Genomic DNA, 26,702 nt, shown 5'->3' on the forward strand with positions numbered 1-26,702 from the left:
TCACCTGCACGGTTCGGTGTAATCAGACCCCGGAGGCGTGGCGATGATCCTCACGTTCACCGCGAACCCGTCCGTCGACCGCACCGCGGAGGTCGCGGCCCTCGTCCCCGGCACCGTCATGCGCACGGTCGCGGTCCGCGTCGACGCCGGCGGCAAGGGCGTGAACGTCACCCGCGCCCTGCACGCCAACGGCGTCGCCTCGATCGCGATCCTCCCGGTGGGCGGGCACGAGGGCAACCAGCTCCTCGGCCTGCTGCAGGAGCAGGAGCTGCGGGTCCGCACGGTGCCGATCGCCGGCGCGGTCCGCGCGAACGTCACGATCGCCGAGCCCGACGGCACGACGACGAAGCTCAACGAGCCGGGCCCGGTCCTGACGCTCGCCGAGATTGACCGGCTCGCCGCGAAGGTCATCGACACCGCGCGGAAACGCCGCTGCACCTGGGCCGTCCTCGCCGGGAGCCTGCCGCCCGGCGTCCCGCTCGACTTCTACGCGACGCTCGTCCGCGACCTGCACGAGCGCGGCGTCCGCGTCGCGGTCGACTGCGACGGCCCGCTCCTGCTGGCGACGCTCGCCGCCGGGCCCGACCTCGTCAAGCCGAACCGCCGCGAGCTGGCGGAGGCGACCGGCGTCGGCATCGAGTCGCCCGCGGACGCGGTCCTCGCGGCGCGCGTCCTCATGGCCGACGGCGCCGGCGCGGTCCTCGCGAGCCTCGGCTCCCGCGGCGCGATCCTCGTCGAGGACGCGAGCGGCCCGGTCCACCACGCGTCCTCGGCCGTCGCCGCGCCGCGCTCCACCGTCGGCGCGGGGGACGCGTCGCTCGCCGGCTTCCTCGCCGCGGGCGCCACCGGCCCCGCCGCCCTCGCCGAGGCCGTCACCTGGGGCGCCGCCGCCGTCGGCTTGCCCGGCTCGCGGATGCCCGGCCCGTCCGACCTCCGCCGCACCGACGTCACCGTCGCCCCGCTGCCCGACCCGTCCCGCCCGTCCCCCGCCGCCGTCCCCGTCACCCAGGAGAGCCGTCCATGAGCCAGATCATCACCCCCGACCTCGTCGACCTCGACCTCCCGGGCACCGACCGGGTCGCCGCGACCCGCGCGCTCGCCGAGCGCCTGGTCGCCGCCGGGCGCGTCACCGACCTCGACGGCTTCCTCGCCGATGTCGCCGCCCGCGAGGCGCAGATGCCGACCGGCCTGGAGGGCGGCATCGGCATCCCGCACGCCCGCTCCGCCCACGTCTCCGAGCCCTCGCTCGCCTTCGGCCGCTGCGCCGCCGGCGTCGACTTCGGGGCCGAGGACGGCCCGGCCCACCTCGTCTTCCTCATCGCCGCCCCGGACGGGGAGGGCGCGGAGCACATGAAGATCCTCGCCTCCCTCGCCCGCCGGCTCATCCACGCGTCCTTCAAGGACGGCCTCAACCAGGCCGCGGATCCCGCCGCGGCCGCCACCTTCATCACCCAGGAGATCGCGGCATGAAGCTCGTCGCCGTCACGTCGTGCCCCACGGGCATCGCGCACACGTACATGGCCGCCGAGGCGCTGTCGGAGGCCGCGAAGGCCGCCGGGCACGAGCTCGAGGTCGAGACGCAGGGCTCCGCCGGCCTCGACCGGCTCGACCCCGCCACGATCGCCGCCGCCGACGCGGTGATCTTCGCCGCCGACGTCGAGGTCCGCGAGCGCGACCGCTTCGACGGCAAGCCGACCGTCGTCGCCAAGGTCAAGGACGGCATCAACCGCCCGGCCGAGCTCATCGAGCGCGCGGTCGCCGCGGCGGCCGAGGCCCCGGCCGCGTCGACGCCGGCCGCCGCGGTCCCCGCGGCGGGCGTCTCCCCGGCCACGAAGGCCGAGGAGGGCGCCTCGTGGGCCGGCCGGCTCCGCGGCTGGCTCATGACCGGCGTGAGCTACATGATCCCGTTCGTCGCCGCCGGCGGCATCCTCATCGCCCTGGCGTTCCTCATCGGCGGACCGGAGATCGCCTCGAAGGTCAACGGCGGGACGTTCGACGGCCACACCTACAAGGGCGTGAGCGACCTGACGCTCATCCTCAACCAGTTCGGCGTCGCCGGCGTCATGTTCAAGATCGGCGCCACGTCGTTCTCGATGCTCGTCCCGATCCTCGCCGGCTTCATCGCCTACGCGATGGCGGACCGCCCCGGCCTCGTCCCCGGCGTCGTCGCGGGCCTCCTCGCGTCCGCCGTCGGCGCGGGCTTCCTCGGCGGTCTCATCGGCGGCCTGCTCGCCGGCGCGATCGTCCTGCAGCTCGTCCGCCTCGACGTGCCGCGCGCGATCGCCGGCGTCATGCCCGTCGTCATCATCCCGCTCGTCTCGACGCTCGTCGTCGGCTTCGTCATGCTCGTCGTCGTCGGCAAGCCGATCGCCTCCGCGACGAACGGGATGACCGGCTGGCTCAACGGCCTCGGCGACAGCAACAAGATCCTCCTCGGCCTCATCGTCGGCGCGATGATGGCGTTTGACCTCGGCGGCCCCGTGAACAAGGTCGCGTACACCTTCGGCCTCGCGTCGCTGTCGGCGGGCAACCTCAACATCATGGCCGCGGTCATGGCCGCCGGGATGACGCCGCCGATCGCCCTGGCGCTCGCCACGGTCGTCCGCCCGAAGCTCTTCAACGACGCGGAGCGGAAGGCGGGCGAGGCGGCGTGGCTGCTCGGCGCCTCCTTCATCACCGAGGGCGCGATCCCGTTCGCCGCGGCCGACCCGGTCCGGGTCATCCCGTCGATGATGGCCGGCAGCGCCGTCACCGGCGCCCTGTCGATGGCCTTCGACGCGACGAGCCGCGCGCCGCACGGCGGCATCTGGGTCGTCGGCCTCATCGGCCACCCGCTGCTCTACCTCGTGGCGATCCTCGCCGGCATCGGCGTCAGCGCGGCCTCGGTCGTCGCGCTGAAGTCCCGCCGGATCCTCGTGCCCTCCGGCGACGCCGTCGCCGCGGCCGCCCCATCCTCGCGCGGCGTCGTCGCCGCCTGACCCGCCCCACCCCCGAACCCCCCTCGAGCCAGGAGCCTCACCCATGTCCCAGCGCACCGTCACCGTCGGCTCGTCCGTCGGCCTCCACGCCCGCCCCGCCAGCCTCTTCGTGCAGGCCGCGAGCAAGCAGCAGGTCCCCGTGAAGATCGGCCGGCCGGACGCGGACCCGATCGACGCCCGCTCGATCCTCGGGGTCCTCGGCCTCGGCGTGAAGGGCGGCGAGGAGGTCGTCCTCAGCGCGGAGGGGGACGGGGCGGACGCCGCCCTCGAGGAGCTCGTCGCGCTCCTCGCCCGCGATCTCGACGCGGAGGCGTAGGACGATGCCGGCCGCCGAGCTCCACGGCATCGGGGTGAGCCCCGGCGTCGTCCACGGCCCCGTCGCCCGGCTGGCGGCGGCCCCCGCGCTGCCCGCCGCCGACGCGCCGGTCGCGGACGTCGAGGCGGAGGTCGCCGCGGCCCGCGAGGCGCTCGGCGCCGTCGCCGACGCCCTCGACGCCCGGGCCGCCGGCGCCGCGGGGGTTGCGGCCGACGTCCTCACCGCGCAGGCCCTCATGGCCCGCGACCCCGCGCTCGCCGACAGCACGGCGGCCGTGATCCGCAGCGGACGCGACGCGCCCCACGCGGTCGACGCGGCGTTCGCCGAGCACCGCGCGATGTTCCTGCAGATCGGCGGCTACCTCGCCGAGCGCGTGAGCGACCTCGACGACCTCCGGACCCGCGCCGTCGCCCACCTCCTCGGGCTGCCGATGCCCGGCATCCCGGACCCCGGGCATCCGTTCGTCCTCGTCGCCGACGACCTCGCGCCCGCCGACACCGCGACGCTCGACCCGGCGAAGGTCCTCGCGATCGTCACCCGCCGCGGCGGGCCGACCGGCCACACGGCGATCCTCGCCAAGCAGCTCGGGATCCCGGCGGTCACCGCCTGCCCCGACGTCGAGGCGCTCGCCGACGGGACGATCCTCCTCGTCGACGGCTCGACCGGCAGCGTCGTCCGCGAGCCGGGCCAGGAGCTCATCGACGAGGCCCGTGCGGCGCAGGCGGCGCTCGCCGCCCGGCGCGCGTCGAGCCACGGTCCCGGCCGCACCGCCGACGGCCACCCGGTGCGCCTGTACGTGAACATCGGCGGGGCCGGGGATGCGGCCGCGGGCACCGCGGCGGGCGCGCAGGGCGTCGGCCTGCTGCGCACCGAGTTCCTCTTCCAGGGGCGCCAGACCGCCCCGACGCACGCCGAGCACGTCGCGGCCTACGCGGAGGCGTTCGCGCCCTACGCCGGCCGGACCGTCATCGTCCGGACCCTCGACGTCGGCGCCGACAAGCCCCTGGCCTACCTCGACATGGGCGACGAGGAGAACCCGGCCCTCGGCGTCCGCGGCCTGCGCCTCGCCCGCCGCGACCCGGCCTTCCTGACCGAGCAGCTCGCCGCGATCGCCGAGGCGGCCGCCGCGAGCGGCGCGGAGGTCGGGGTCATGGCCCCGATGGTCGCGACCGCCTACGAGGCCGAGTCCTTCGCCCGGACCGCGCGCGAGCACGGCATCGCCCGGGTCGGCGTCATGATCGAGGTGCCCGCGGCCGCGCTCTGCGCCGCGCAGATCCTCACCCACGTCGACTTCGCGTCGCTGGGGACGAACGACCTCGCCCAGTACACGATGGCGACCGACCGGCTCGCCGGGGAGCTCGCCGACCTGCTCGACCCGTGGCAGCCGGCCGTCCTGCAGCTCATCGCCGCCTCCGCGGCGGCGGGTGTCGCGGCCGGCAAGCCCGTCGGCGTCTGCGGCGAGGCGGCGAGCGACCCGCTCCTCGGGCTCGTCCTCGCCGGCCTCGGCATCACGAGCCTCTCGATGGCGCCCGCGTCGCTCGCGGACGTGCGCGGCACACTTGCCGCCCACACGCTCGCGCAGTGCCGGGAGCTCGCCGCCGTCGCGCTCGCGGCGCCGTCGGCCCCCGACGCGCGCGCCGCCGTCGGGCGCCTCGTGCGGGAGCGGGCGGCGGCGCCGGCCGGCTGAGCCCGCGGCGGCCGGCGTGCGACGCGATCCGTCCCCAGGACGTTCTGCGTCTCACGCCGGCCGCTCGGAGCGCGGCGGGCGGGCTACTCCTCGCCGTCGTCCGGGGCCTCGCCGTCGATGAGCTGCTGCAGGATCTGGGGGAGGACGTCGTAGAACGCCTCCTCGAGCTCGTCCGGGACGCTCAGGGTCACGCCCTGGAAGTGGAAGTGGTCCCCGTGGATGTGCAGGTGCGTCTCGACGGAGGCGCCCGCCAGCACGAAGAACGGGAGGTACGAGAAGTACTCGAGGGCCTCGAACTCCTCGGGGTCCAGGCCGGTTCCCGTGAGGATCTCCCAGAAGCGATCGGCGTAGTCGGAGTCGTCGATCGTGATGTAGGCGAGCTTTTTCATGCCGACAGTGTGGCGCGCCGGGCCATCCGGGCGGGGTGACCCGGCGCGGGCGCTAGCGTGGCGCCCATGCGAGCCACCCTCATGTACGGCGCCGGCGATGTCCGCGTCGAGGACGTCCCGGACCCCCGGATCCTCCAGCCCACCGACGCGATCGTCCGCGTCACCCGCTCCTGCATCTGCGGCAGCGACCTGTGGCCCTACAAGTCGATGCCCGCGAGCGAGCAGGGCAACCGCATGGGCCACGAGTTCATCGGCGTCGTCGAGGACGTCGGCGCCGCCGTCGGGACGCTGAAGCGCGGCGACGTCGTCGTCGCCCCGTTCGTCTGGTCGGACGGCAGCTGCGAGTTCTGCCGCGAGGGCCTGCAGACGTCGTGCCTCAACGGCGGCTTCTGGGGGACGCCGGACGTCGACGGCGGCCAGGGCGAGGCCGTGCGCATCCCGCAGGCCGACGGCACGCTCTTCGTGCTGCCGGTCGCCGAGGACGACGCGCTCATGCCCTCGCTGCTCACGCTCTCGGACGTCTACGCGACCGGCCATCACGCGGCCCTCGGCGCCCAGGTCGTCCAGGGCGGGACCGTCGCCGTCGTCGGGGACGGGGCGGTCGGCCTCTGCGGCGTCATGGCGGCCAAGCGCCTCGGCGCCGACCAGATCATCATCCTCGGCCGCCACACCGACCGGACGGACCTCGCGCGCGAGTTCGGCGCGACCGACGTCGTGCCCGAGCGGGGCAAGGAGGCGGTCGAGAAGGTCCGCGAGCTCACCGGCGGCCTCGGCGCCGAGAGCGTCCTGGAGTGCGTCGGGATGGAGGACAGCTTCCTCACCGCGCTCGGCATCGCCCGGCCCGGCGGCGCGGTCGGCCGCGTCGGCGTCCCGCAGACGCCGGGCATCCCCGGCAACCGGCAGGCCTTCCTCGGGAACATCACGATCAGCGGCGGCATCGCGCCCGCCCGCGCGTACGTCGAGGAGCTGCTCCCCGACATCCTCGAGGGCCGCCTGGAGCCGGGCCGGGTCTTCGACACGACGGTCGGCCTCGAGGGCGTCCCGGGCGGCTACAAGGCCATGGAGGACCGCGAGTCGATCAAGGTGCTCGTCACGCCGTAGCCGGCGCGGCCCGTCCGGAACCTGCCCCCTGATGCACCCATGGCGTGCATCGGGGGGCGAGGTTCCCGCCGGCCCGATCTGACCACCGCGCTCAACTCGCGACGCGGTACGGCCGATGACGGTGGTCAGCATGACCACGTCCTCGCCGCCGGCGGACTACTCCGCCCACTACGACCCGGACACGGACGTCGACCGGCACTACACGCGGGCGACCGGGCGGCGCATCCGCCGCTGGGTGCGGCCGGGGGACGCCGTGCTCGAGCTCGGCTGCGCGACCGGCGCGATGACGGCGCTGCTCGCGGGGCGCGGCGTGCGCATCGACGCCGTCGAGCGCTCCGGGCGCTACGTGGCCGCCGCGCGTGCGCGCGCGCTGCCGGACACGACGATCCACCACGGGGATGTCGTCGCCGCGACGCCGGCCCTCCGCTACGACCACGTCGTCGCGACGAACCTCCTGAACGAGCTGCCCGACCCGGGCGCGTTCCTCGCGCACTGCGCCGCCCACCTGAACGAGGCGGGGCTGCTGCACGTCACCGCGAACAACCCGCACTCGCTGCACCGCCTCGTCGCGCGCGAGATGGGCCTGCTCGAGGACCTGCACGCGGTCTCCGAGCGCGGCGCCCGTTACCCGTCGGCGCCACTCCTGGACGCCGAGACGATCGAGGCCCTCGCCCGCGCGGCCGGCCTCGTCTGCGTCCACCGCTCCGGGATCGTCGTCAAGCCCCTCACGAACGCCCAGCTCGCCGGGCTGCCGGACGCGGTCGTCGACGGCCTCGACGCCCTCACGAACACGCTTCCGGGCCACGGCGCCCTCAACTACCTCATCTTCGTCACCGCCGAGGAGGCTGTCGCATGACCCTGACCATCGTGGGCGGCACCGTCGCCGCCCTCGTCGCGGCGGACACCGCGGCCGCGGCCGGCCTCGACGTCCGGCTCCTGCTCCCGCGGAGGAACGTCGGCGGCGGGTTCGCCCCGCTCGAGGTCGACGGCCACCGCCTGGACCGGGGCCTGCGCGCCCTCGAGCTCCACTACGAGGGCACCGGCGACCCGCCGCCGCTCGCCCTCTACGACCCCGCGGGCACCGGGCACCGCCCGTTCGTCCGGCTCGTCGACGCGTACGTCCGCGGTCTGGCGGGCGCCGACCTCGTCGACCTCGGCGAGCCGGCGCTGTACTGGCGCGGTCAGCTCGGGCCGGAGCTGCTCACGACCTGCGACCTGCGCGGCCTGCGCGCCTACCTCACGGCGGCCGAGATCGACGCCGTCATGCGGGAGCCGCTCGCGAACCCCTCCGGCCTCTTCGCCCCCGGCCGGGCCGAGGGCCTCGCCGACATGCCCTTCGCCGTCGCCTCCCGGCTCCAGCACGGCAGCACGCTGCACAACGCGCTCATCGCGCCGCTCGCGGTGAAGCTGCGCCCGGACGGCGCGCGGGACGTCCCGGCGACGCTGCGGCGCAAGCTCTGGCTCCCGATCTTCCACCCGCGCTCGCTGCGCGAGGCCGCCGCCGGCGGCCCGATGACCTTCCGGCCCGAGCGGCCGCTCTGCGGCATCGAGCCGGGCGGGACGGGCGAGCTCGTCACCCGCCTGCTCGCCCGGATCGAGGCGGCGCCGACGGCGACGGTCCGGCGCATCGACGGCGTCGAGCGGATCGAGGCGGGCCCGCGGCCCGGAAGCGTCAGCATCACCCCGCGGGGCGAGGCGCCGGTCGTCGCGGAGGATCCGATCCTCGCGCTCGCGCCCGGTGAGCTCTTCGCCGCCGCGCAGATCCCCTACGCGGCCGACCGCGTGACGTCCGTCCTCGCGTGGGTCGACGTCGCCGTGGAGGACGTCGAGCTCATGCCGGCGTTCGTCCACGTCGCGGACCTCGCGGTGCGCGTGCACCGCCTCTCGCGGGGCGAGGTGCGCGACGGTCGCGTCACCGTCTGCGCCGAGCTCGCGCACGACGTCGCGAAGGACGCGGCCGTGTCGGTCACCGAGCGGGCGCTCGTCCGCCTCGGGCTCGTGCGGGAGGACGCCGGCATCCGGGAGATCGCGACCTTCTCGGGGCCGACCTTCACCGCGCCGACGTTCGCGAACCGTGACGCGTTCACCGCGGCCCGCGCGGCGCTCGGCGAGCTCGGCCTGGCCGCGCGCTGCATCGGCGGCGTGGAGGCGTTCGGCGCCGACTCGCTGAACGAGCAGATCATGCAGGGCCTGCAGGCGGGGGCGGCGGCCGCCGGACCGCTGTCGCTCGCGGGCCCGGCACAGCTCGCCGCGTAGCCCCGGCGAGCGTCACCCCGGCGCCACCCCCAGCGGCCCCAGCCCGAGGGCTGCCGGCCGGCGGTGCCGACCGTCAGGCCGCCGCGGCGGCCTGACCGCCGAGCGCGTCCAGGCGGGCGAGCAGCGGCGTCAGCGCCGCCGTGAGCTCGGCGAGGAGCCCCGGGTGGGCCGCCGCGGTCCCGAGCGCGCCGCCGGCGAGCTGCGCGGCGCGGACGAGCGCGGCGTGCTCCTGGGCGGGGTCGGCGAGGTAACCGTGCTCCCGGGCCGCGAGCCCGAGGCGCGCCCACTCCAGGCGTCCGCCGAGGATGACCGCGGGGCTCTGCGAGGACTGCGCGCCGTGCTGGCGGAACGAGCTCAGCTCGCGCGGGGTGTAGAAGGCGCGGCGGCCGGCGAGGAGCTTCAGCCAGAGGACGATGTCGCCGTTGGCCCGGTACTCGCGGCCGCCGAGGTGCCACAGGTTCTCGGGCGCGACGACCCCGGCGCGGTAGAGCGCGGTCGTCACCTCGCCGACGAGGTTCGCGGTGCGCACGAGCATCGCGTCGCCGTAGCTCGTGCCGTCCATCACGGCGTCGCCCGTCGTCAGCGCCATGGTCCAGGGCTGGTCCGGGAGCCGGGCGCCCGCCGCGTCGATGAGGCCGCGCTTGGAGGTCGCGAGGACGATCTGCTCGTCGGCGAGCAGCGGCGCCAGGAGCGTCGCGACGCAGTCGGGGGCCAGGAGGTCGTCCTGCAGGAGCGGCTTGACGAACGCCCCGCGGGCCGCGCGGTGCAGGCGGACCTGGTTGGCGGGCGCGCCGAGGTTGCGACCGGCGTCGTCGAGCAGCCGGACGCGCGGGTCGACGGCGGCGTAGGCGGCCGCGAGGGCGCGCGAGCCGTCGGTCGAGCAGTCGTCGCCGACGAGCACCTCGACGTCCGCGTGGGTCTGGGCGAGGGCGCTGTCGAGGGCGCGGCCGAGCCAGCGCTCGCCGTTGTAGACCGGGACGAGGATCGAGACGAGCGGCACGGGCTAGGCCCGCACGGCGCGGACGCCGATGTTCGCGAGCAGGTCCGGGGCGAGCTCGTCGCTGATGTCGTTCAGCGCCTCGTGCAGGTCCATCGGCCAGTCGCCCATCATGCCGTTCGGGACCGTCTTCAGCTGGTAGCCGAACTCGTCCTCGACCGTGAAGCCCGCGGCCTCCAGGTCGGTGCGCAGCGTCCCGAGGTCGTACACGCGCTGGTGGCCGACGAGGTGGTCGCGGGCGCCGAGCGTGTCGAGGCGGGGCTGGAGCCCCATCCGGACCGCGAGACGGCGGTGCAGCGAGCGGGCGTTCGGGACCATGACGACGACCGCGCCGCCCGGGACGAGCCACCCGTGCACGAGCCGGAAGAGGGCGACGGGGTCGTCGACGTGCTCGGCGATGTGGAGGGCGAGGACGGCGTCGTAGCCGGCGGCGGGGGCGAACGCCTCGAAGAGCTCCTCGTGGACGACGAGGCCGGGGTGCGCGGCGCGGGCGACGGCGCAGAGCTTCGGGGAGCCCTCGAGGACCTCGAAGGGGACGTCGCGCGCGACGAGCTCGCCGGTGACGAGGCCGGTCCCGTAGCCCATCTCCAGGACACGCCCGGCCCCGCGCAGGGCCGCGACGGTGCGGTCGATCGAGCGGCGCTGCCCGAGCTCCTCGATCGGCACGTCCGCGACCGCGGCGTTGAGGTAGTACGAGTCCGCGTAGGCGTCGAGGGCGGCGGGCGTCAGGGTCATGCGAGCTCCTTCACGAGGGTGAGGCGGGGATGCGTCCGCGCGAGGACGCTCTGCTTGAACTGCACGAGGCCGCCGTTCGCCTCCAGGCCGCCGGACGGCCCGGGCTCGGGCTCGTTGGACACGCCGAGGTCGAGGATCCGCACGCCCTCGGCGAGCGCCTGCTCGACGACGCGGTGGGCGAGGAGGTTCATCGGGGAGCCCTCGAGGCCGTGGCCGGCGTCCCCCCAGGCGACGACGAGCGCGCAGCCGGGGCGCACGCGGTAGACCAGCGCGGCGGCGACGGCGTCCTCGTCGCGCAGCAGCTCGTGCACCGTCACCGCGCCGCCGAGCGCGCGGCGGGCGCGCTCGACGTAGTCCCGGGAGAGGGACAGCCGGCGGCCGCGCGCGGCGCGGTTGGCGGCGAGGGTCGCGTACGCGCGGTCCCACGCGGCGGGGGTCGTCGCCTCCTCGAACCGGAAGGCCGGGTCGGCGAGGAGCGGCCTGAGCGCGCGGCGGGCGGGGGAGCGCAGCGCGGCACGGTAGGCGCCGGCGTCCACGAGGCCGGTGAGGTCGATGTGCTGGTTCAGCTCGCAGCGCTCGACCCGGAAGCCGCGGTTCAGCAGCGTGAACTCGACGAGCCCGTCGCTCGCGCCGAGGCAGGCGGGCGGCAGGCGGACGCGGGCGGTGCGGACGCCCTCGTCCCGGAGCCGGGCGAGCGCGCCGTCGACGAGCGCGGCGACGTGGGCGGGGGTCTCGCGGTCGCGGGCGAGGTCGACCCCGCCGTAGGGGGCGGAGTGGCCGGAGACGAAGACGCCGTCGCTCACGACCCCGGTGAGGGCGCCGACGAGGCGCCCGTCCGCGGCGTGCACGCGCGCGTCGAGCCGCCGCGCGCTGCCGGTGAGGTTCAGGGCGTGGAAGGCGGGGCGGTTGAAGAGCGTCACCCACGGCTCGGCGGCGACGGCCTCGGACGTGGCCGCGGCGGTCACGAGAAGGCCTCGATCGCGTCGCAGACGACGTCCGCGTCGGCCGGGGTGAGGTGCGGGCCGATCGGGAGCGAGAGGACCTCCGCGGCGAGCGCCTCGGCGTGCGGGAAGCGCCCGGCCGGCTCGTCGAAGGCGGCCTGGCGGTGCGGCGGGATCGGGTAGTGGACGAGCGTCTGGATGCCCCGCGCCGCGAGGTGGGCCTGCAGCGCGTCGCGCTCCGGGTGCCGGACGACGAACAGGTGCCAGGCGTGCGTGCCGCGGCCGGCGTCGGCGAGCGGGAGTCCCAGCGGGGCGAGCCGCTCGCGGTAGCGCTCGGCGAGTGCGCGGCGGCGGAGGTTGTGCTCGGCGAGGTGGGCGAGCTTCACGGAGAGGACCGCGGCCTGCAGCTCGTCCAGGCGCGAGTTGGTCCCGGCGAGCTCGTGGACGTACTTCTCGCGCGAGCCGTAGTTGCGGAGCATCCGCAGGCGCTCGGCGAGCGCGGGGTCGTCGGTCGTCACCGCGCCGCCGTCGCCGAGAGCGCCGAGGTTCTTGCCCGGGTAGAACGACCAGGCGGTCGCGTCCGCGAGGGCACCGACCGGGCGGCCGCGGTACGTCGCGCCGTGCGCCTGGGCGGCGTCGTCGACGAGGACGAGGGCGTGCCGGTCGGCGATGCTCCGCAGCGCGTCGACGTCGGCGGCCTGGCCGTACAGGTGGACGGGGAGGATCGCGCGGGTGCGCGGGGTGACGGCGGCGGCGACGGCCGCGGGGTCGAGCAGCCCGGTCGCCGGGTCGACGTCCGCGCCGACCGGCGTCCCGCCCGCCCGCGTCACCGCGAGCCACGTCGCGACGAAGGTGTGCGCCGGGACGATGACCTCGTCGCCGCTGCCGATCCCGGCGGCCCACAGCGCGAGCACGAGCGCGTCCAGGCCCGAGCCGACCCCGACGCAGTGGCGCGCGCCGCAGTGCGCGGCCCAGGCCGCCTCGAACGCCTCGAGCTCGGGCCCGAGGACGAACCAGCCGCCGTCGATGACGCGGCGGGTGGCGGCGTGGAGCTCGCCTGCGACCTCGGCGGTGATCGCCTGCAGATCGAGGAAGGGGATGGTGGGCGGCGCGCTCAGCACGGGTGCGACGGGTCCTGGACGGCTACGCGGCGTCGGCGGCCGACGGGGGCGCGGGCTCCGCGGCGCGGCGCGCGCGCGCGACCTCCCGGAACTCGGCGTGGTCGCGGATGTAGTCGTCCTCCTCGTAGACCGCCGACGCGAGCACGAGGCAGACGCCGCCGGAGGAGAAGTTGTCGAGCTCCCGCCAGACCATGTTCGGCACGAGCAGCCCGTGGTAGGAGCGGTTGAGGAAGAAGCGCTCCTGATGCTCGCCGTCGTCGACGCTCACGTCGAAGGAGCCGGAGGCGGCGATGATGAGCGCCTGCAGGTCGCGGTGCGCGTGCCCGCCGCGCGAGGTCCCGCCCGGCACGTCGTAGAGGTAGTACACCCGCGCGATGTCGAACGGGACGTGGTTGTCGCCCTCCACGAACGTGAGGTTGCCGCGCGGGTCGGCCACCCGCGGCAGGTCGATGACCCGGCAGCCGGTCTTCCCGATCCGGGTGTTGACGCGTGCGTCCTCCAGGCGCCGGCCCCGCGGGTGCGGTGCGCGGCGCTCGACGTCGGCGAGGTACGGCTCGACGGGGATGAGCGGGGCCACGCTCCGGTGGTCGGCAGGCGCGGGCGGGGGTTGAGGGTGCGGTCACCCACAAAAAAACCGCCCCCGGCACACGAGGTGCCGGAGGCGGTCGGTCCTACGAAGCTTGGCGAGCAGTGCCCGCCGGCGCTTTAGACGTTCTGGACGTTGACGGCCTTGGGGCCCTTCTCGCCGGGCTCCGCGTCGTACGAGACGCGGGCGCCCTCCGCGAGGGAGCGGTAGCCGTCAGCGATGATCGCCGAGTGGTGGACGAAGAGGTCCTTGCCGGCCTCATCGGGGGTGATGAAACCGAACCCCTTGTCGTCGCTGAACCACTTCACAGTTCCAGTAGCCATATAAATCGATCCTCCGCTTGTGTTCGTGCTGCGTTCGCGGAGGTGCTTTGAGGCGACGACTGCGTGCGCTGACACTGCTTGTTGCCGGGTCCTATGACCCAGCCCGAAGGGCAAGCGTAGCAGCGAGCCGCGTAGTGGGGGAGAGATCGACAGGAAAGACACAAACGGGCGAAAGGCCCGCAATCAGAGGCCGGCGAGCGGGTCGGCCCGTCGCGGGGCCGCTCGCGGCCCGCGCGAGTCGAGCAGCTTGGCCGCCAGGACGCCCCCCACACCGCCGAACAGGTGGCCCTGCCAGGAGATGCCGTCCTGGGGGATGAGGCCGCTCCCGAGCGTCGATCCGTAGAGGAAACCGACGAGCAGGGCAGCGCCGAGATGCAGCCAGCTGCGGCTGAAGAGCGCCCGTGAGATGAGGTAGGCGGCGAAGCCGAAGACGAGGCCGCTCGCCCCGATGTGGACCGAGTTCGACGCGCCCGTGAACCACGTGCCCACGCCACCGACGACGGCGACGATCGCCGTCACGGCCGCCACGCGCGCGGCGCCGCTCAGGGCGATGCCGATCCCGAGGACGAGGAACGGGATCGTGTTGCCGAAGAGGTGCGAGAAGCTCGCGTGCAGGAACGGCGCGGTGACGATCCCCCGCAGCCCGTCCAGGTGCCGGGGCTCGATCCCGTACCGGTCGAGCCGCTGCGAGTCGAGGCTGTCGATGATCTCGACGACCCACATGACCGCGACCATCGCGAGGACGAGGAGCGCGCCCTCCTTGCGGGGGTCCGACGGCGTGGCGTCGCGCCCGGGCGTGCTCACAGGCCGGGCGTGCGGTCGGCCTGGTCCAGCAGCCCGATGGGCGCGCGGAGCACCGCGTCCGGGATGCCGAAGGCGTCGACGAGGGCCCACGCGTCCGCCCGGACCTCGTTCAGGATGCGGTTGACCGTCCGCGTCAGCGTCTTCGCGCGCGAGGGCGAGAGGCGCCCGTGCTCGAGGTACCACGCGCGGTCGGCCTCGATGGTCGACAGCAGGTGCAGGTCGCAGAGGCGCTCCATGTGGAGCTTGAGGACCGGGTCCTCGCAGGCGGCGACGCGGGCGGCGAACGCCTCGCCGATGACGCACTCGATCTCGGCGCGGGCGGCGGCGAGGACGTGGTCCTGGCAGGCACGGAAGACCTCGAAGGCCGGGTGGCCCTCGTCGATGCCGCGTTCCAGGCGGCGGGCGACCGAGGCGAGCACGCGCTCGGAGCGGTAGCGGAGGAGCAGGAGCTGCTCGCCGCGATCGAGCATCTCGGAGTCGTCGTCGCGGGCGGGGACGACGACGTCGACGAGCGTCTGCGCGACCTGGCGCACGGCGGTCTTCTCGACGACGTCCTTCAGCGCCTGGCCCGCGACGAAGCCGACCATGCCGAGCGGGTCCAGGTCGCCGAACTGGTCCTTGTAGCCCGTGAGCAGCGACTTGCCGACGAGCTGGAGCAGGACGGTGTTGTCGCCCTCGAACGTCGTGAAGATCTCGCTGTCGCCCTTCAGCGAGGCGAAGCGGTTCTCGCTGAGGTAGCCGAGGCCGCCGCACGCCTCGCGGCAGGCCTGGACCGTCGCGCTGCCGTGCCACGTCGACAGCGCCTTGATGCCCGCGGCGTGCGCCTCGAGCTCGCGCCGGGCCCGCTCGCCGACGTCGCCCGAGAACGCCGCGTCGAGCTTCGCGACGAGCTGCTCCTGCGCGGCGTGCAGCGCGTACGTCCGCGCGAGCAGCGGCAGCAGCCGGCGCTGGTGGGTGCGGTAGTCGAGGAGCAGGATCTCCTCGCCGTCCGGCGCGGTGAACTGCCGGCGCCGCAGGGCGTGCCGGATCGCGATCGTCAGCGCGTTCTTGGCGACGGAGATCGCGGCGCCGCCGACGCTCACGCGCCCCTGCACGAGCGTCCCGAGCATCGTGAAGAAGCGGCGGTCGGGGTTCTCGATCGCGCTCGTGTACGTGCCGTCCCCCGCGACCGACGCGAAGCGGTCGAGCAGGGCCTCGCGGGGGACGCGCACCTGGTCGAACCACAGCCGCCCGTTGTCGACGCCCTGCAGGCCCATCTTGTCGCCGCAGTCGTCGATCCGGACGCCGGGTGTCGGGTTGCCGTCCGCGTCGCGGATCGGGACGACGACCGCGTGCACGCCGTAGGACTCCTGCGCCTCGCCGGTGATGAGCTGCGCGAAGACGACCGCGACGCGGCCGTGGGTCGCCGCGTTGCCGATCCACTCCTTGTGCGCCCCGTCGTGCGGGGTGTGGACGACGAACTCGTGCGTCGCCGGGTCGTACGTCGCGGTCGTGTGGACGTTCTGCACGTCCGATCCGTGGGCGCTCTCGGACATCGCGAAGCAGCCGGGGATCGTGACGTCGATGACGCCGCGCAGGTACTCGTCGTGGTGGCGCTCGGTGCCGAGCTGGAGGATCGCCCCGCCAAAGAGGCCGAACTGCACGCCGCACTTGACGAGCAGCGACAGGTCGCCGTGGGCCATCGTCTCGAACGACGCGATCGACCCGGCGATGTTCGCCTCCCCGCCGTACCGGCGCGGGAAGCCGAGCGCCGTCTCGCCCGAGCGGCCGAGCTCGGTCGCCCACCCGAGGACGAGCTCGCGGTACTCGGCGCGCGAGATCCCGTCCGCCTGCGCGAGGTCCAGCCCGACGAGCCGCTCACGGACCTGCTCGCGGATCTCGCGGTGCTCGCCGTCGAGCCAGCGCCGCAGCGCGACGGCGTCGAGGGTCGGTCCGGCGGCGACGGTGCTCATGGCTCGATCATGCCCTCCTTGTACGTGCTTGAACAGGTCTGGGCGCGCGCCCGCCCACCCCGGCGGCGTGCGGCCTCGTGGGGGGATATCCCCGACGAGGCCGCACGCCGGCCCGGCTTGACGGCGCTACAGCGCGCGCAGCCCCGCGGTGACGACGGCGGCGAGCCCGACGACGACGAGGATCGAGGCGCGCCGCCAGGCCGCGATCGCCGCGACCGCCACCCCGGCCGTGTTCGCACCGACCTCGAGGTGGCGGCCGTGCGCGAGGGTCTGGGTGACGACGAGCGCGGCGAGCAGCGCGGGCGCGAGCAGCAGCACGATCCCGGTGATGCGCGCCGGCAGCGGGCGCCCGCCGAGGGCGAACGGCCCCGAGCCCTTGATGAGCGCGGTGACGATCGCGCAGCCGGCGATGACGCCCCAGGTCACGCGAGGTCCTCCTGGGTCGTCGTCGCCGCGACGGCCACGGGGCGCCGGATGCCGGCGAGCGCGGCGACGCTCGCGGCGAGCACGGGGACGCCGGCGGGGGTGAACGGGATGAGCGCGAGGGCGATGAGGGCGCCGACCAGCGCGACCGGCGGCGCGCCGGGCCGGCGCAGCTCGGCGATGAGGAGCGCGACGAAGAAGGCGGGGTAGACCGCGTCCAGGCCGATGTCCTTCGGGTTCCCGAGCACCGGGCCGGCCAGCGCGCCGAGGATCGTCCCGCCGAGCCAGCCGGCGTACTGCGGGGCCGTCGACCCGAAGAGGAACCAGCGGTCGAAGGTCCCGTCGCCGCGCCCGGCCATCGCCCACGAGGAGTCCACGACGCCCTGGCCCTGGGCGGCCCGGCGCCAGCGGCCGCCGGGCAGCGACGGCGCGAGCGCGACGCCCATCGGCAGGAAGCGGGAGTTCATCAGCGCCGCGGCGGCGACCGCGGCGACCCCGCTGCCGCCCGAGGCGATGATCGACACCGCCGTGAACTGGGCCGACCCGGCGAAGACGACGGCCGACATGACGATCGCGGCGACGGCGGAGAAGCCCGCCTCCCGCGCGAGCACGCCGAAGGAGACGGCCACGACGCCGGTCGCGATCCCGTACGGCACCCCGGCGGCGAGCCCGGCCCGCCAGGAGCGCTCGCGCTGCGCGCCCGCGCCCGCGCCCGCGTCGCGCGCCGGATCCGGGACGGCGTCCGCGGTCATCCCGCCGCGCGCAGGTGCCGGAGCGGTCGCGCGCGCAGGTCGGCGACGAGGTCGTCGAGCAGGCCGCCCGACAGCTCGCGGCGCCCGTCCGTCACCGCGCCCACGAGCGACCGCTTGGACTCGAGCAGCTCCGCGATCGTCTCGTCGATCGACTCCGCGGCGAGGAGGTACCAGGCGGTCACCGCGTCGTGCTGGCCGATGCGGTGGCAGCGGTCCTCGGCCTGGTCGTGCATCGCCGGCGTCCACTCGAGCTCGAGGAAGCAGACGTTCGACGCGCGGGTGAGGGTCAGGCCCTGCCCGGCGACGGGCGTGGAGCAGATGAGCAGCTGGGGCCCCTCACCGCCCTGGAACGCCTGCACCGCCTCGTCACGCGCCTTCGCGCTGTCGCGGCCGACGAGGTGCAGCGCGTCCGGGAACCGCCGGCGGACCGCGTCGAGCACCTCGACGTGCCGGGCGAAGACGACGAGCGGCTCGCCGTGCTCGAGGAAGTCCTCGATCCACACGAGCGCCGCCGGGAGCTTGCCGCGCGCCGCGAGGCGCTTGAGCGTCCCGATCTGCGCGAGGCGCTCGGCCCGGAGCGTCGTGGCGATCTTCGCGTTGAGCTCGCTGAGCTCCAGCGGCTGGGTGCGCAGCCACTCGACGACCGACTCCTCGGCGAGGCGGTACTCGCGGGTGTTCGCGAGCGCGACGGGGACGACGACGCGGCGCTTGGCCGGCAGCTGGGGGAGGACCTCGTCCTTGCGCCGCCGGACGAAGCAGCGCCGCCGCAGGTGCCAGTGCAGCCGCTCCTCGCTGAGGTTCCCCTCGAACTGGCGGCTGAACCCGGCGGCCGACCCGAAGTCCTCCAGGCGCCCGATGACCCGCAGCTGGGAGACGAGCTCCTCGGCGTGGTTGAGGACCGGCGTGCCCGTCAGCGCGAGGCGCAGCCCGTCGCGGGGGACGGTCTCGGCGAGCCGCCGCACCGCCTGCGTCCGCTTCGCGCGCGGGTTCTTGCAGTGGTGGGACTCGTCGACGACGAGCGCCCGCGGTCGCCGCCGTCCGAGCGCGTCGCGGTGGGCGGCGACGATCTCGTAGTTGAGGATGACGATGTCCGCCTCGGGCGGGACGGCGGAGCGCCCGGAGACGATCGCGACCGTGCGGTGGGGGAGCCAGCGCGCCGCCTCGCGCGCCCACACGAGCTTCAGCGACGCCGGGCAGACGACGAGCGCGGGGTAGGCCGCGTCGGCCTCGAGCGTCACGAGCGCCTGCACGGTCTTGCCGAGGCCCTGCTCGTCGGCGAGGAAGGCGCGCCGCGCGTCGAGGAGGTAGCGGACGCCCGCCCACTGGAACGGCCGCAGCTCACCGCCGAGGACCGCCTCGACCTCCGGCAGCGGCTCGGCCTCGCGGGCCTTCGAGCGGCGGATCGACTCCTGCGCCTCGTCGCGCTCTCGGCGGAGCGCGCGCAGCGCGTCGGCGGCCATCCCGTCGACCTCGATGCGGTGCAGGGCGACGAAGGGCTCGAGGCCCTCGAGGACCCACGGGTCCAGCGGCATCGTGCGGGTCGCCTCGCCGACGCCGGGCAGGCGCTCGAACGCGGCGCCCGCGTCGGTGTCCCACAGGACGTCGAGCTTCAGCGCGGGCGCGTCCACGCCCCCGGTCATCTTCAGCGCGCCGGCGGGGACGTCGAGCCCGGTGAGGACGCGCTGGGCGCAGCGGACCGCCGGGGCCTCGAAGCGCGCCCCGTGCATGGCCTGCAGGACCTCGGTGATCTCCACCGTCATCGGGAGCCGCGGGCGCCCGTCGGGGTGCGGCGTCGCGAGCGCCTCGATCTCCTCGGGGAGCTTGCCGGCGCGGACGGTCAGCGCGTAGGCGCCGCCCCCGTCGCCGGCGGGGGCCGCGCCGACCCGCCCGACCCAGCGGCGCTCGAGCGAGCCGAGCCAGGCCGCCGCCTCCTCCGAGCAGCGCAGCTCCGGGAAGCGCTCGACGATCTCCGCGACCTGGGCGGCGACCCAGTCGTCGACCGGCGCCCACCACTCCTTGGCATCCCAGTCGAAGCGGCGCCCGGGGATGCGGCGCGCGGCGGCGACGATGTTCGCGTCGTAGGGGAAGGAGAGGACGACGACGAGTCCGTCCGGCCCGTCGCGCAGGACGACGTTGTCGACGGGAGGGACGGCTTCCACGACCGCCCAGGGTACCCGCCGCCGGGCCGGGAACGGCCGAGGGTGGCCGGCTGCCGCGTCCCGCCGTCCTCAGCCCGCGAAGGTGAGGTTCGCCGGGTCCTGCGGGTCGACCTTGACGTTGTACCGCGCGCCGGGACGGTAGGGGGTGACGTCGGTGCCGCCGATCGGGGTGCGCAGCGTCGTCGCGTAGGGGGCGCGGCCGTCGACGAGGACGACGAGGTCGACGTCGACGACGGCGTTGCCGGCGAGGCGCTCGCCGGTGTCGCGCACGGCCTCGATCGTCGCGCTGCCGGCGAGCCCCTCCGCCCACAGCCGGCGCATCTCCGCGCCGAGGCGGTTGAGGGCGACCGCCTCCCGCGTTCGCTGCGTGGCGCTCTGCCGTACGGCCATCCTCCACCGCTCCCGGTCCGGGGTCCCTGACTGCCCGACCCGATCGAGCCTACGCCGTGAACGGTCGCGTTCCGTCGCGAATCGGTCTCATTCCGGTGCGAATGGCGGTGTCACGTCACCGCCCGTGGGCCGGCGGGCGCGGGTCGGCGAGCTCCCACAGCAGCGTCGACCAGCCGAAGTCGTGCGCGCCCATCCCGTACCCCTGGCGCGCCTCGTAGTACTCGCGGAAGCCCGCGCGCGCGACGACCCCGGTGAGGCGGGCGGCCATCGCGTCGGCGAGGTCGTCGCGGCCACGCCGGCGCAGCCCGAGCGAGACGAGCCAGGCGGAGTTCACCCAGCTCGGCCCGCGCCAGTGCCGGTGGCGGCCCCACCACGTCTCGCGGCTCGAGTGCTGCGGGTCGTCGAGGGCGACCGCGGGCAGCGGCACCCCGGCGGCGAAGCGCGGCGCGAGCAGGACCTCCTCGATCAGGCGGTCGGCGATCGCGTCCGGGAGGTCGGGGAGCGCGAGCGGGGCGAGCGTGTCCCACGTCACCGGCCGGCGCGGGCCGGGGGTGGGGGAGACGGCGCCGCGCACGTCGTCGAAGAAGCGCCCCGCGCGCTCGTCCCACAACCGGTCGACGAGCGCGGGGGTGTGCGAGGGGCGCCCGAGCGCCTGCTCGCTCAGCGACCACGCGACGTTCGTCAGCACCTCGCAGACGACGGGCCGGCCGGCCGCCTGTACGCGGCGGGCGTCGAAGCCGAGGCGCCGGTTCGCGTGGATGAGCGCGGGGAAGAGCGGCCGCCCCTGCGCGCGGCGTCCCCACACGTGGTCGAACTTCGGCGAGGCGTCCATGCCCGACTCGTCCGGCTGCAGGAGCCACAGCAGCCCGTCGCCGTCGAGGTCGCGGTGGGCGCGCAGCCAGTGGTGGTGACGGTCGAGCGCGGCGGCGGCCTCGGGGTCGGCGGCCGGGTCGCCGAGTGCCCGCGCCCACGCCCAGGCGATGAGCGGCGGCTGGATCGTCGACGTCATGAGGTCCGCGCGCGAGGCGATGTTGTAGCGGACCGCCCGGCCGAGGTCGAGCGGCGTCCCCCACAGCACCGTGTGCCCGATGAAGCCGTCCTCGCGCATCGCGCCGAGGAGCGTCATGAGCTCCTGCCGCGCCCGGCCGGGCTCGTAGCGCGAGCGCACGATCGCGTGGAAGCACGAGTCCCAGTACCACTGCCACGGATAGCTCCGCGGGGAGGGCACGCCGAAGGCGTAGTGCCGCCCGCGGTAGTCGCCTTCGCGCCAGTTGCGCTCGAGCAGGGACCGGGCTTCGCCGGCGAGGGGGAAGGCGCTCACGGTCGCGTGATCGTGACAGCATGTCGAGCATGGCCGATCGCACCGTGGACGTCCTGCTCATCGGTGGAGGGATCGCTTCGGCGACCGCCGCCCAGACCCTGCGCGAGGGGGGCTTCACCGGCTCGGTGCTGCTCGTCGGCCGCGAGCTCGACCCGCCCTACCACCGCCCCCCGGTGACGAAGGGCTACCTCGCGGGCGAGGAGTCCAAGGAGGACACGCTCATCGACATCCCGGACGACGTCGAGGTCCTCACCCGCACGTCGGTCCTCTCCCTCGACCCGGCGGCGAAGACGGCGAAGCTCTCGACGAAGGAGGAGGTCGCCTTCACGCACGCGCTCGTCGCGACCGGGGCGATGGTCCGCCGTCTTTCGCTCGACGGCGCGAACCTCGACGGCATCCACTACCTCCGCGCGACCGGCAACGCCGACGCGCTGCGCAAGGAGGCCGAGAGCGCCACGAACGTCGTGATGGTCGGCGGCTCCTACATCGGCTGCGAGACGGCCGCGACGCTGACGAAGCTCGGTCGGTCGTGCACGATCCTCATGCAGGAGGCGGAGCCCTTCGACCGCCACTTCGGCCTGACGGCGGCCAAGCACATCCGCTCGGTGCTCGAGGGTCACGGCGTCACCGTCCGCGGCGGCGTCGACGTCGAGTCCTTCGCCGGGGAGGGTGAGGCGGTCAGCGGCGTGAACCTCGCCGGCGGCGAGACCGTGCCCGCCGACCTCGTCGTCCTGGGCGTGGGCGCCCAGCCGGACGTCATGCTCGCGAAGAAGAGCGGCCTGCCGATCGGCGACCTCGGCGGCGTGCGCTGCGACAGCCGCCTGCGCGTGGAGGGCTTCCCCGGCCTCTACGCCGCCGGCGACATGTGCGAGTACGAGTCGGTCGTCCACGGCCGCACGCTCCGCGTCGAGCACGAGGAGCACGCCGCGGCGCAGGGCGCGACCGTGGCGCGGCAGATCCTCGGCTCCGAGGACGCGCACACCGAGGTGCCGTACTTCTTCTCGGACCTCGCCGACTGGCTCTCGCTGGAGTACGTCGGTCCCGCGGCCGACTGGGCCGAGGAGGTCGTCGAGGGCTCCGTCGAGGACGGCGCCTTCTCGGTCACCTACCTCGACGGGGAGAAGCGCGTCGTCGCCTGCCTGTCCATCGGCGGGGCGCCCGGCCTGGACGCGGCCCGCGAGCGGATGGCGTCGGGCGAGCCGGTCGGCTGACGCCGGCCCGCCGGCGGGTGCCGCGTCCCCGGGGGGCGCGGCCGCCGGACCGCCGCTCAGTCCTCGGTGAGGCCCTGGCGGTAGTTGTCGTTCGCTTCCTTCTCGCCCAGGACCTGCGCGACGGCCATGCCGATGAGCGCGTGGGCGAGGGCCGGGAACACGACGAAGAACACGACGACGAGGCCGATCGTGGCCTTCGTGGCGGTCAGGGCCAGGACGAGGGAGGCGAGAGACATGACGGCCGGAACGGTACCGCACAGCACCCCGTCGGTGGCGCCACGAGCCGGACGCCCGCACGCTCGCGGCCCGCTGGTAGCGTCGCCCCATGGGTCAGGCACGGAGGCGGACTGGCGGGCTGCTCGCCCTGGCGGCGGCGTTGCTCCTCGGGAGTGCGCCCGCCCGGGCCGCGTTCGACCCGGGGTACGAGGCGCGGAACTTCTCGAAGACGACCGAGCGCGCGACGCACCTGACGCTCCTCCCCGACTACCAGCAGCAGCTGCGCACGGTCGGCACGGCGAACGAGCTGCAGGCGGCACAGATCCTCGCCACCGACGGGCCGCCCACCGGTCGCACGTTCCTCGGCCAGCTCTGCTGGCAGCACATGGACGGCTGCGCCGGCGACACGCGCCTCTACGACTGGGCGGCGCGCTACGGCCACGTCACGCCGGTCCTCTTCACGGCCCGCAACGGCGCGACGCTCTCCGGCCACGTGTGGGCGACGGTCGCGGGCCCGGCCCGCCGCCCCGGGGTCGTCATCACGAACGGCTCGGTGCAGGCCCCCGAGGAGCTCTACTGGTTCGCCGCCGAGACGCTCGCCAAGGCGGGTTACGTCGTCATGACGTGGGACCCCCAGGGCCAGGGCTACTCGGACACCGTGGGGGAGGGCCCGGACGCGCTCGACGGCGTCCCGTCGCAGAACGGGCAGCCCTTCTACGACGGGACCGAGGACGCGCTCGACTTCTTCTTCTCCGGGCCGGGCGCGCCGTACGTCCCGCGCCGCTCGTGCTCGACCGGGACCGACCACGCCGCGAAGCAGCGCGCCCGGGTCACCGCCGGGCTCGACTCGGCCTACAACCCGATGCACGACCTCGTCGACTTCTCGCGGGTCGGGCTCGTCGGGCACTCGCTCGGCGCCGGGGCCGTCTCGTACATCGGGCAGCTCGACCCCCGCGTGAGGACGATCGTCGCCTACGACAACCTCAGCGCGCCGAAGGCCGCCCCGTTCGGCTGCCGGAGCGGCTCGTCGCCGCGGCCGGTGCCGGCCCTCACGAAGCCGGCCCTCGGCCTCAGCGCCGACTACGGCCTCACGCCGCAGCCGAACCTCAGCGAGCCGGTGCGCGGGGCGAAGTCGGCGGGCTCGCGGGCGCTGGCGGCCGCCGGCGTCGACAGCGCCGAGTTCGTCATCCGCGGTGGCACCCACTACGAGTTCTCCTTCATCCCGAACCCGGCGTTCGGCGCGAGCCTCCGCGGCGAGGACCTCGTGAGCTGGTACACGACCGCGTGGCTCGACAAGTACCTCAAGGGCTCGGACCCGACGGCCGACGCGCGGCTGCTGACCGACCGCTGGCGGGCGGACGCCGCCGAGGGCGCGATCGACCCCGACCACGACGGCAACCTCTACTCGCGCTACTCGAGCTCGCCGCTCGACGTGCACACCGCCGCCGGGATGCACGTCGTCTGCGAGGACGCGCGCGCGGCCTGCCCGGCCCTCCGGCCCGACGGCGGCCCGGTGCCCTACTCGTTCCTCGCCGCCGCGAACACGCCCGACGCCGCGCCCGGCCCGGGCACCCCGGCGGCGCTGACCGGCCCCTCGACGCAGGCGCCGGCGGGGGCGGCCGGGACGCCGCCCGGGGCGACGGGCCCGCAGGCCCTCCGCGCCTGCCGCGACACGACGGCGCCCGTCTCGCGCCTCACCCGGTCGCGCGCGCGGCTCACGCGCCGCGGCCTGCGGCTCGCGGGCACGAGCACGGACGCCGGCTGCGACGGCCGCGCCGGGGCGACGACCGGCGTCTCGATCTCCGTCGCGCGCCTCGTGCCGGGAAGGGCCGCCGCCTGCCGCTTCCTGCGGCCGGACGGGCGTCTGTCGCCGGTCCGGTCGTGCGCGCGGACCTCGTACCTGCCGGCGACCGGGACCGCGCGCTGGACGTTCACGCGGCGGGTGCGCCTGCCGGCCGGGCGCTACCGCGTCTATGTCCGCGGCGTCGACGCCGCGGGCAACGTCGAGCGCAAGGCGCGCGGACGGACCGACCTCCGTCTGCGCCTGCGCTGAGCGGGCGGGCGGGCCCGCGGGGCCGCCGGCCGCGCTACTGCGCCGCGAGCTTGGCTCGCTTCGCCGCTCGGCCAGCGAGCGCGGTGGCTCTCAGCCCTGCGCCGCGAGCTTGGCTCGCTTCGCCGCCTTCGCCCGCTGGTTCGGGTCGAGCTCGACCTTGCGCATGCGGACGTGGTGCGGCGTGACCTCGACGCACTCGTCCTCGCGGAGGAACTCCATGGCGCCGTCGAGCGAGAGGAGCTTCGCCGGGGTGAGGCGGACGAGCTCCTCGGCCGTGGACGAGCGGATGTTGTTCAGCTGCTTCTCGCGGACCGCGTTGACGTCGAGGTCCTCCGAGCGGGAGTTCTCGCCGATGATCATCCCGCAGTACGTCGCGTCGCCGGGGGAGACGAAGAGCGAGCCGCGCTCCTGCAGGCCGAAGCAGGCGAACGGCGTGACCGTGCCCTGGCGGTCGGCGACGAGCGCGCCCGACGGCCGCGTGCGCAGCTCCCCGGCCCACGGCTCGTAGCGGTCGAAGACGTGGTGCATGAGGCCGGTGCCGCGCGTCTCGGTGAGGAACTCGGTGCGGAACCCGATGAGGCCGCGGGCGGGGACGAGGTAGTCCATCCGGACCCAGCCGGTGCCGTGGTTGATCATCTGCTCGAGGCGGCCCTTGCGGAGCGCGAGCAGCTGGGTGACGACGCCGACGTAGTCCTCGGGGACGTCGATCGTCATGCGCTCGACCGGCTCGTGGACCTTGCCGTCGACCTCGCGCGTGACGACCTGCGGCTTGCCGACGGTGAGCTCGAAGCCCTCGCGCCGCATGAGCTCGACGAGGATCGCGAGCTGCAGCTCGCCACGGCCCTGGACCTCCCAGGTGTCGGGGCGCTCGGTCGGGTTCACGCGCAGGGAGACGTTGCCGACGAGCTCGCGCTCGAGGCGGTCCTTCACGAGGCGGGCGGTGAGCTTCTTGCCGTCCTGGCCGGCGAGCGGCGAGGTGTTGATGCCGATCGTGACCGACAGCGACGGCTCGTCGACGGAGATGACGGGGAGCGCGACGGGCTCGTTCAGGTCCGCGAGCGTCTCGCCGATCGTGACGTCCGCGAGGCCGGCGACGGCGATGATCTCGCCCGGGCCCGCCTCGGCGGCGTCGACGCGGTCGAGCGCCTCGGTGACGTACAGCTCGGTGACCTTGCCCTTCGTGATCGTCTCGCCGTCGGCGCGGCACCAGGCGATCTCCTGGCCCTTGCGGATCGTGCCGTTGCGGACGCGGCAGACGGCGAGGCGGCCGACGTACGGCGAGGCGTCGAGGTTCGTGACGTGGGCCTGCAGCGGGTGGCCCTCCTCGTACTGCGGCGCGGGGATGTAGGAGCGCAGCAGCTCCATGAGCGGCCGCAGGTCCTTCGCCTCGTCCATCTTCGACGCGTCGAGCGACGCGGTGCCGGCCTTCGCGTTCGTGTAGACGGTCGGGAAGTCGAGCTGGTCCTCGGTCGCGTCGAGGTCGAGGAAGAGGTCGAGGGTCTCGTCGACGACCTCCTCGACGCGCGCGTCCGGGCGGTCGACCTTGTTCACGACGAGGATCACCGGCAGGTGGAGCGAGAGCGCCTTGCGCAGCACGAAGCGCGTCTGGGGGAGCGGGCCCTCGGAGGCGTCGACGAGCAGGACGACGCCGTCGACCATCGTCAGGGCGCGCTCGACCTCGCCGCCGAAGTCCGCGTGGCCGGGGGTGTCGACGATGTTGAACTTCACCTCGGAGCTGCCGTCGTCCGGCGTGTAGCGGACGGCGGTGTTCTTCGCGAGGATCGTGATGCCCTTCTCGCGCTCGAGGTCCATCGAGTCCATGACGCGCTCGTTGACGTCGGAGCCCTCGCGGAAGGCCCCGGACTGCCAGAGCATGGCGTCGACGAGGGTCGTCTTCCCGTGGTCGACGTGGGCGACGATCGCGACATTGCGCAGGTCGTCTCGGCTGATGGTCGTCGGCATGCGACGGTCCAGGGTACGGGCTGGAGGCC

Annotated in this window: 26 protein-coding genes; 10 read left to right on the top strand and 16 right to left on the bottom strand. The window is 75.0% G+C overall.

The window, feature by feature from the left end; all coding sequences use genetic code 11:
- Nucleotides 1-43 precede the first annotated feature (43 nt).
- Genes NBH00_RS09105 through ptsP form a run of 5 tightly spaced genes read left to right on the top strand, consistent with a single transcriptional unit; the run spans nt 44 to nt 4,981 of the window.
- Nucleotides 44-1,024: a 1-phosphofructokinase family hexose kinase gene (locus tag NBH00_RS09105; protein WP_254573714.1), complete on the top strand. Its 981-nt coding sequence runs from the start codon at nt 44-46 to the stop codon at nt 1,022-1,024.
- On the top strand, nt 1,021-1,470 hold the full coding sequence (locus NBH00_RS09110; RefSeq protein WP_254573022.1) for a PTS sugar transporter subunit IIA: 450 nt from the start codon (nt 1,021-1,023) through the stop codon (nt 1,468-1,470). The genes NBH00_RS09105 and NBH00_RS09110 overlap by 4 nt, the downstream gene beginning before the upstream one ends.
- Nucleotides 1,467-2,978 (top strand): PTS fructose transporter subunit IIC, encoded by a 1,512-nt coding sequence (locus tag NBH00_RS09115; RefSeq protein WP_254573023.1) that lies wholly within the window; start codon nt 1,467-1,469, stop codon nt 2,976-2,978. Before NBH00_RS09110 ends, NBH00_RS09115 begins: the two co-directional genes overlap by 4 nt.
- A 43-nt stretch (nt 2,979-3,021) precedes the next feature.
- The gene (locus NBH00_RS09120) at nt 3,022-3,294 is read left to right on the top strand and encodes an HPr family phosphocarrier protein (RefSeq protein ID WP_254573024.1); all 273 of its coding nucleotides are present in this window, start codon (nt 3,022-3,024) and stop codon (nt 3,292-3,294) included.
- Nucleotides 3,295-3,298: 4 nt separating this feature from the next.
- Nucleotides 3,299-4,981: a phosphoenolpyruvate--protein phosphotransferase gene (gene ptsP, locus NBH00_RS09125; protein WP_254573025.1), complete on the top strand. Its 1,683-nt coding sequence runs from the start codon at nt 3,299-3,301 to the stop codon at nt 4,979-4,981.
- Between the two features lie 83 nt (nt 4,982-5,064).
- Here the strand turns inward: ptsP and NBH00_RS09130 are convergent, their stop codons facing one another.
- A complete protein-coding gene (locus tag NBH00_RS09130; RefSeq protein WP_254573026.1) occupies nt 5,065-5,370 on the bottom strand; it encodes a hypothetical protein in 306 nt (101 codons plus the stop codon).
- Between the two features lie 66 nt (nt 5,371-5,436).
- On the opposite strand from NBH00_RS09130, the gene NBH00_RS09135 reads away from it, so the two are divergent.
- The 3 genes from NBH00_RS09135 to NBH00_RS09145 all read left to right on the top strand — a co-directional run bounded on the left by NBH00_RS09135 (nt 5,437) and on the right by NBH00_RS09145 (nt 8,727).
- Nucleotides 5,437-6,471: a zinc-dependent alcohol dehydrogenase family protein gene (locus tag NBH00_RS09135; protein ID WP_254573027.1), complete on the top strand. Its 1,035-nt coding sequence runs from the start codon at nt 5,437-5,439 to the stop codon at nt 6,469-6,471.
- A 130-nt stretch (nt 6,472-6,601) separates the two neighbouring features.
- A complete protein-coding gene (locus NBH00_RS09140; RefSeq protein WP_254573028.1) occupies nt 6,602-7,327 on the top strand; it encodes a class I SAM-dependent methyltransferase in 726 nt (241 codons plus the stop codon).
- Entirely contained in the window at nt 7,324-8,727 is a 1,404-nt protein-coding gene (locus NBH00_RS09145) for an NAD(P)-binding protein (protein WP_254573029.1), read from the top strand. The genes NBH00_RS09140 and NBH00_RS09145 overlap by 4 nt, the downstream gene beginning before the upstream one ends.
- Nucleotides 8,728-8,800: 73 nt before the next feature.
- Here NBH00_RS09145 and NBH00_RS09150 read toward each other — a convergent pair whose 3' ends face one another.
- From NBH00_RS09150 to NBH00_RS09210, 13 genes are all read right to left on the bottom strand, one after another.
- On the bottom strand, nt 8,801-9,727 hold the full coding sequence (locus NBH00_RS09150; RefSeq protein ID WP_254573030.1) for a glycosyltransferase family 2 protein: 927 nt from the start codon (nt 9,725-9,727) through the stop codon (nt 8,801-8,803).
- A gap of 3 nt (nt 9,728-9,730) precedes the next feature.
- Nucleotides 9,731-10,459, bottom strand: a complete 729-nt coding sequence (locus NBH00_RS09155) for a class I SAM-dependent methyltransferase (protein ID WP_254573031.1) — start codon at nt 10,457-10,459, stop codon at nt 9,731-9,733.
- Nucleotides 10,456-11,424 carry a GNAT family N-acetyltransferase gene (locus NBH00_RS09160; protein ID WP_254573032.1) on the bottom strand — a complete coding sequence of 323 codons (969 nt, stop codon included), beginning with the start codon at nt 11,422-11,424 and terminating at the stop codon, nt 10,456-10,458. The genes NBH00_RS09155 and NBH00_RS09160 overlap by 4 nt, the downstream gene beginning before the upstream one ends.
- Nucleotides 11,421-12,518, bottom strand: coding sequence for a DegT/DnrJ/EryC1/StrS family aminotransferase (locus tag NBH00_RS09165; protein WP_367401311.1), 1,098 nt, complete (start codon nt 12,516-12,518; stop codon nt 11,421-11,423). The genes NBH00_RS09160 and NBH00_RS09165 overlap by 4 nt, the downstream gene beginning before the upstream one ends.
- 25 nt (nt 12,519-12,543) lie before the next feature.
- Complete coding sequence (locus NBH00_RS09170) at nt 12,544-12,996, bottom strand: sugar 3,4-ketoisomerase (protein ID WP_437126617.1); 453 nt, start codon at nt 12,994-12,996, stop codon at nt 12,544-12,546.
- A gap of 230 nt (nt 12,997-13,226) precedes the next feature.
- Nucleotides 13,227-13,430, bottom strand: coding sequence for a cold-shock protein (locus tag NBH00_RS09175; RefSeq protein WP_254573035.1), 204 nt, complete (start codon nt 13,428-13,430; stop codon nt 13,227-13,229).
- 183 nt (nt 13,431-13,613) lie between these two features.
- Nucleotides 13,614-14,234 (bottom strand): rhomboid family intramembrane serine protease, encoded by a 621-nt coding sequence (locus NBH00_RS09180; protein ID WP_254573036.1) that lies wholly within the window; start codon nt 14,232-14,234, stop codon nt 13,614-13,616.
- Nucleotides 14,231-16,186 (bottom strand): acyl-CoA dehydrogenase family protein, encoded by a 1,956-nt coding sequence (locus tag NBH00_RS09185; RefSeq protein ID WP_254573037.1) that lies wholly within the window; start codon nt 16,184-16,186, stop codon nt 14,231-14,233. The genes NBH00_RS09180 and NBH00_RS09185 overlap by 4 nt, the downstream gene beginning before the upstream one ends.
- 126 nt (nt 16,187-16,312) lie before the next feature.
- On the bottom strand, nt 16,313-16,612 hold the full coding sequence (locus NBH00_RS09190) for an AzlD domain-containing protein (RefSeq protein WP_254573038.1): 300 nt from the start codon (nt 16,610-16,612) through the stop codon (nt 16,313-16,315).
- The gene (locus tag NBH00_RS09195; RefSeq protein ID WP_254573039.1) at nt 16,609-17,361 is read right to left on the bottom strand and encodes an AzlC family ABC transporter permease; all 753 of its coding nucleotides are present in this window, start codon (nt 17,359-17,361) and stop codon (nt 16,609-16,611) included. Before NBH00_RS09195 ends, NBH00_RS09190 begins: the two co-directional genes overlap by 4 nt.
- Complete coding sequence (locus NBH00_RS09200) at nt 17,358-19,520, bottom strand: DEAD/DEAH box helicase (RefSeq protein WP_254573040.1); 2,163 nt, start codon at nt 19,518-19,520, stop codon at nt 17,358-17,360. The genes NBH00_RS09195 and NBH00_RS09200 overlap by 4 nt, the downstream gene beginning before the upstream one ends.
- Nucleotides 19,521-19,589: 69 nt before the next feature.
- A complete protein-coding gene (locus tag NBH00_RS09205; RefSeq protein WP_254573041.1) occupies nt 19,590-19,910 on the bottom strand; it encodes a hypothetical protein in 321 nt (106 codons plus the stop codon).
- A gap of 115 nt (nt 19,911-20,025) precedes the next feature.
- A complete protein-coding gene (locus NBH00_RS09210) occupies nt 20,026-21,231 on the bottom strand; it encodes an MGH1-like glycoside hydrolase domain-containing protein (RefSeq protein WP_254573042.1) in 1,206 nt (401 codons plus the stop codon).
- Nucleotides 21,232-21,260: 29 nt separating this feature from the next.
- Between NBH00_RS09210 and NBH00_RS09215 the strand changes: the two genes are divergently transcribed.
- A complete protein-coding gene (locus NBH00_RS09215; protein ID WP_254573043.1) occupies nt 21,261-22,442 on the top strand; it encodes an NAD(P)/FAD-dependent oxidoreductase in 1,182 nt (393 codons plus the stop codon).
- Nucleotides 22,443-22,498: 56 nt separating this feature from the next.
- On the opposite strand, the gene NBH00_RS09220 is transcribed toward NBH00_RS09215, so the two are convergent.
- The gene (locus tag NBH00_RS09220) at nt 22,499-22,678 is read right to left on the bottom strand and encodes a hypothetical protein (RefSeq protein ID WP_254573044.1); all 180 of its coding nucleotides are present in this window, start codon (nt 22,676-22,678) and stop codon (nt 22,499-22,501) included.
- Between the two features lie 89 nt (nt 22,679-22,767).
- Between NBH00_RS09220 and NBH00_RS09225 the strand changes: the two genes are divergently transcribed.
- On the top strand, nt 22,768-24,711 hold the full coding sequence (locus tag NBH00_RS09225) for a hypothetical protein (RefSeq protein WP_254573045.1): 1,944 nt from the start codon (nt 22,768-22,770) through the stop codon (nt 24,709-24,711).
- A 90-nt stretch (nt 24,712-24,801) separates the two neighbouring features.
- Here NBH00_RS09225 and typA read toward each other — a convergent pair whose 3' ends face one another.
- Nucleotides 24,802-26,673: a translational GTPase TypA gene (typA, locus tag NBH00_RS09230; protein WP_254573046.1), complete on the bottom strand. Its 1,872-nt coding sequence runs from the start codon at nt 26,671-26,673 to the stop codon at nt 24,802-24,804.
- Nucleotides 26,674-26,702: the final 29 nt, after the last annotated feature.

Origin of the sequence: Paraconexibacter antarcticus, assembly GCF_024220175.1 — a bacterium.
GTDB lineage: Bacteria > Actinomycetota > Thermoleophilia > Solirubrobacterales > Solirubrobacteraceae > Paraconexibacter > Paraconexibacter antarcticus.

Bases quoted from the DNA above. Each gene is read 5' to 3' on its own strand.
- NBH00_RS09105 (WP_254573714.1), top strand. From the start codon at position 44: ATGATCCTCACGTTCACCGCGAACCCGTCCGTCGACCGCACCGCGGAG.
- NBH00_RS09110 (WP_254573022.1), top strand. From the start codon at position 1,021: ATGAGCCAGATCATCACCCCCGACCTCGTCGACCTCGACCTCCCGGGC.
- NBH00_RS09115 (WP_254573023.1), top strand. From the start codon at position 1,467: ATGAAGCTCGTCGCCGTCACGTCGTGCCCCACGGGCATCGCGCACACG.
- NBH00_RS09120 (WP_254573024.1), top strand. From the start codon at position 3,022: ATGTCCCAGCGCACCGTCACCGTCGGCTCGTCCGTCGGCCTCCACGCC.
- ptsP (WP_254573025.1), top strand. From the start codon at position 3,299: ATGCCGGCCGCCGAGCTCCACGGCATCGGGGTGAGCCCCGGCGTCGTC.
- NBH00_RS09130 (WP_254573026.1), bottom strand. From the start codon at position 5,370: ATGAAAAAGCTCGCCTACATCACGATCGACGACTCCGACTACGCCGAT.
- NBH00_RS09135 (WP_254573027.1), top strand. From the start codon at position 5,437: ATGCGAGCCACCCTCATGTACGGCGCCGGCGATGTCCGCGTCGAGGAC.
- NBH00_RS09140 (WP_254573028.1), top strand. From the start codon at position 6,602: ATGACCACGTCCTCGCCGCCGGCGGACTACTCCGCCCACTACGACCCG.
- NBH00_RS09145 (WP_254573029.1), top strand. From the start codon at position 7,324: ATGACCCTGACCATCGTGGGCGGCACCGTCGCCGCCCTCGTCGCGGCG.
- NBH00_RS09155 (WP_254573031.1), bottom strand. From the start codon at position 10,459: ATGACCCTGACGCCCGCCGCCCTCGACGCCTACGCGGACTCGTACTAC.
- NBH00_RS09175 (WP_254573035.1), bottom strand. From the start codon at position 13,430: ATGGCTACTGGAACTGTGAAGTGGTTCAGCGACGACAAGGGGTTCGGT.
- NBH00_RS09185 (WP_254573037.1), bottom strand. From the start codon at position 16,186: ATGAGCACCGTCGCCGCCGGACCGACCCTCGACGCCGTCGCGCTGCGG.
- NBH00_RS09195 (WP_254573039.1), bottom strand. From the start codon at position 17,361: ATGACCGCGGACGCCGTCCCGGATCCGGCGCGCGACGCGGGCGCGGGC.
- NBH00_RS09205 (WP_254573041.1), bottom strand. From the start codon at position 19,910: ATGGCCGTACGGCAGAGCGCCACGCAGCGAACGCGGGAGGCGGTCGCC.
- NBH00_RS09215 (WP_254573043.1), top strand. From the start codon at position 21,261: ATGGCCGATCGCACCGTGGACGTCCTGCTCATCGGTGGAGGGATCGCT.
- NBH00_RS09220 (WP_254573044.1), bottom strand. From the start codon at position 22,678: ATGTCTCTCGCCTCCCTCGTCCTGGCCCTGACCGCCACGAAGGCCACG.
- NBH00_RS09225 (WP_254573045.1), top strand. From the start codon at position 22,768: ATGGGTCAGGCACGGAGGCGGACTGGCGGGCTGCTCGCCCTGGCGGCG.
- typA (WP_254573046.1), bottom strand. From the start codon at position 26,673: ATGCCGACGACCATCAGCCGAGACGACCTGCGCAATGTCGCGATCGTC.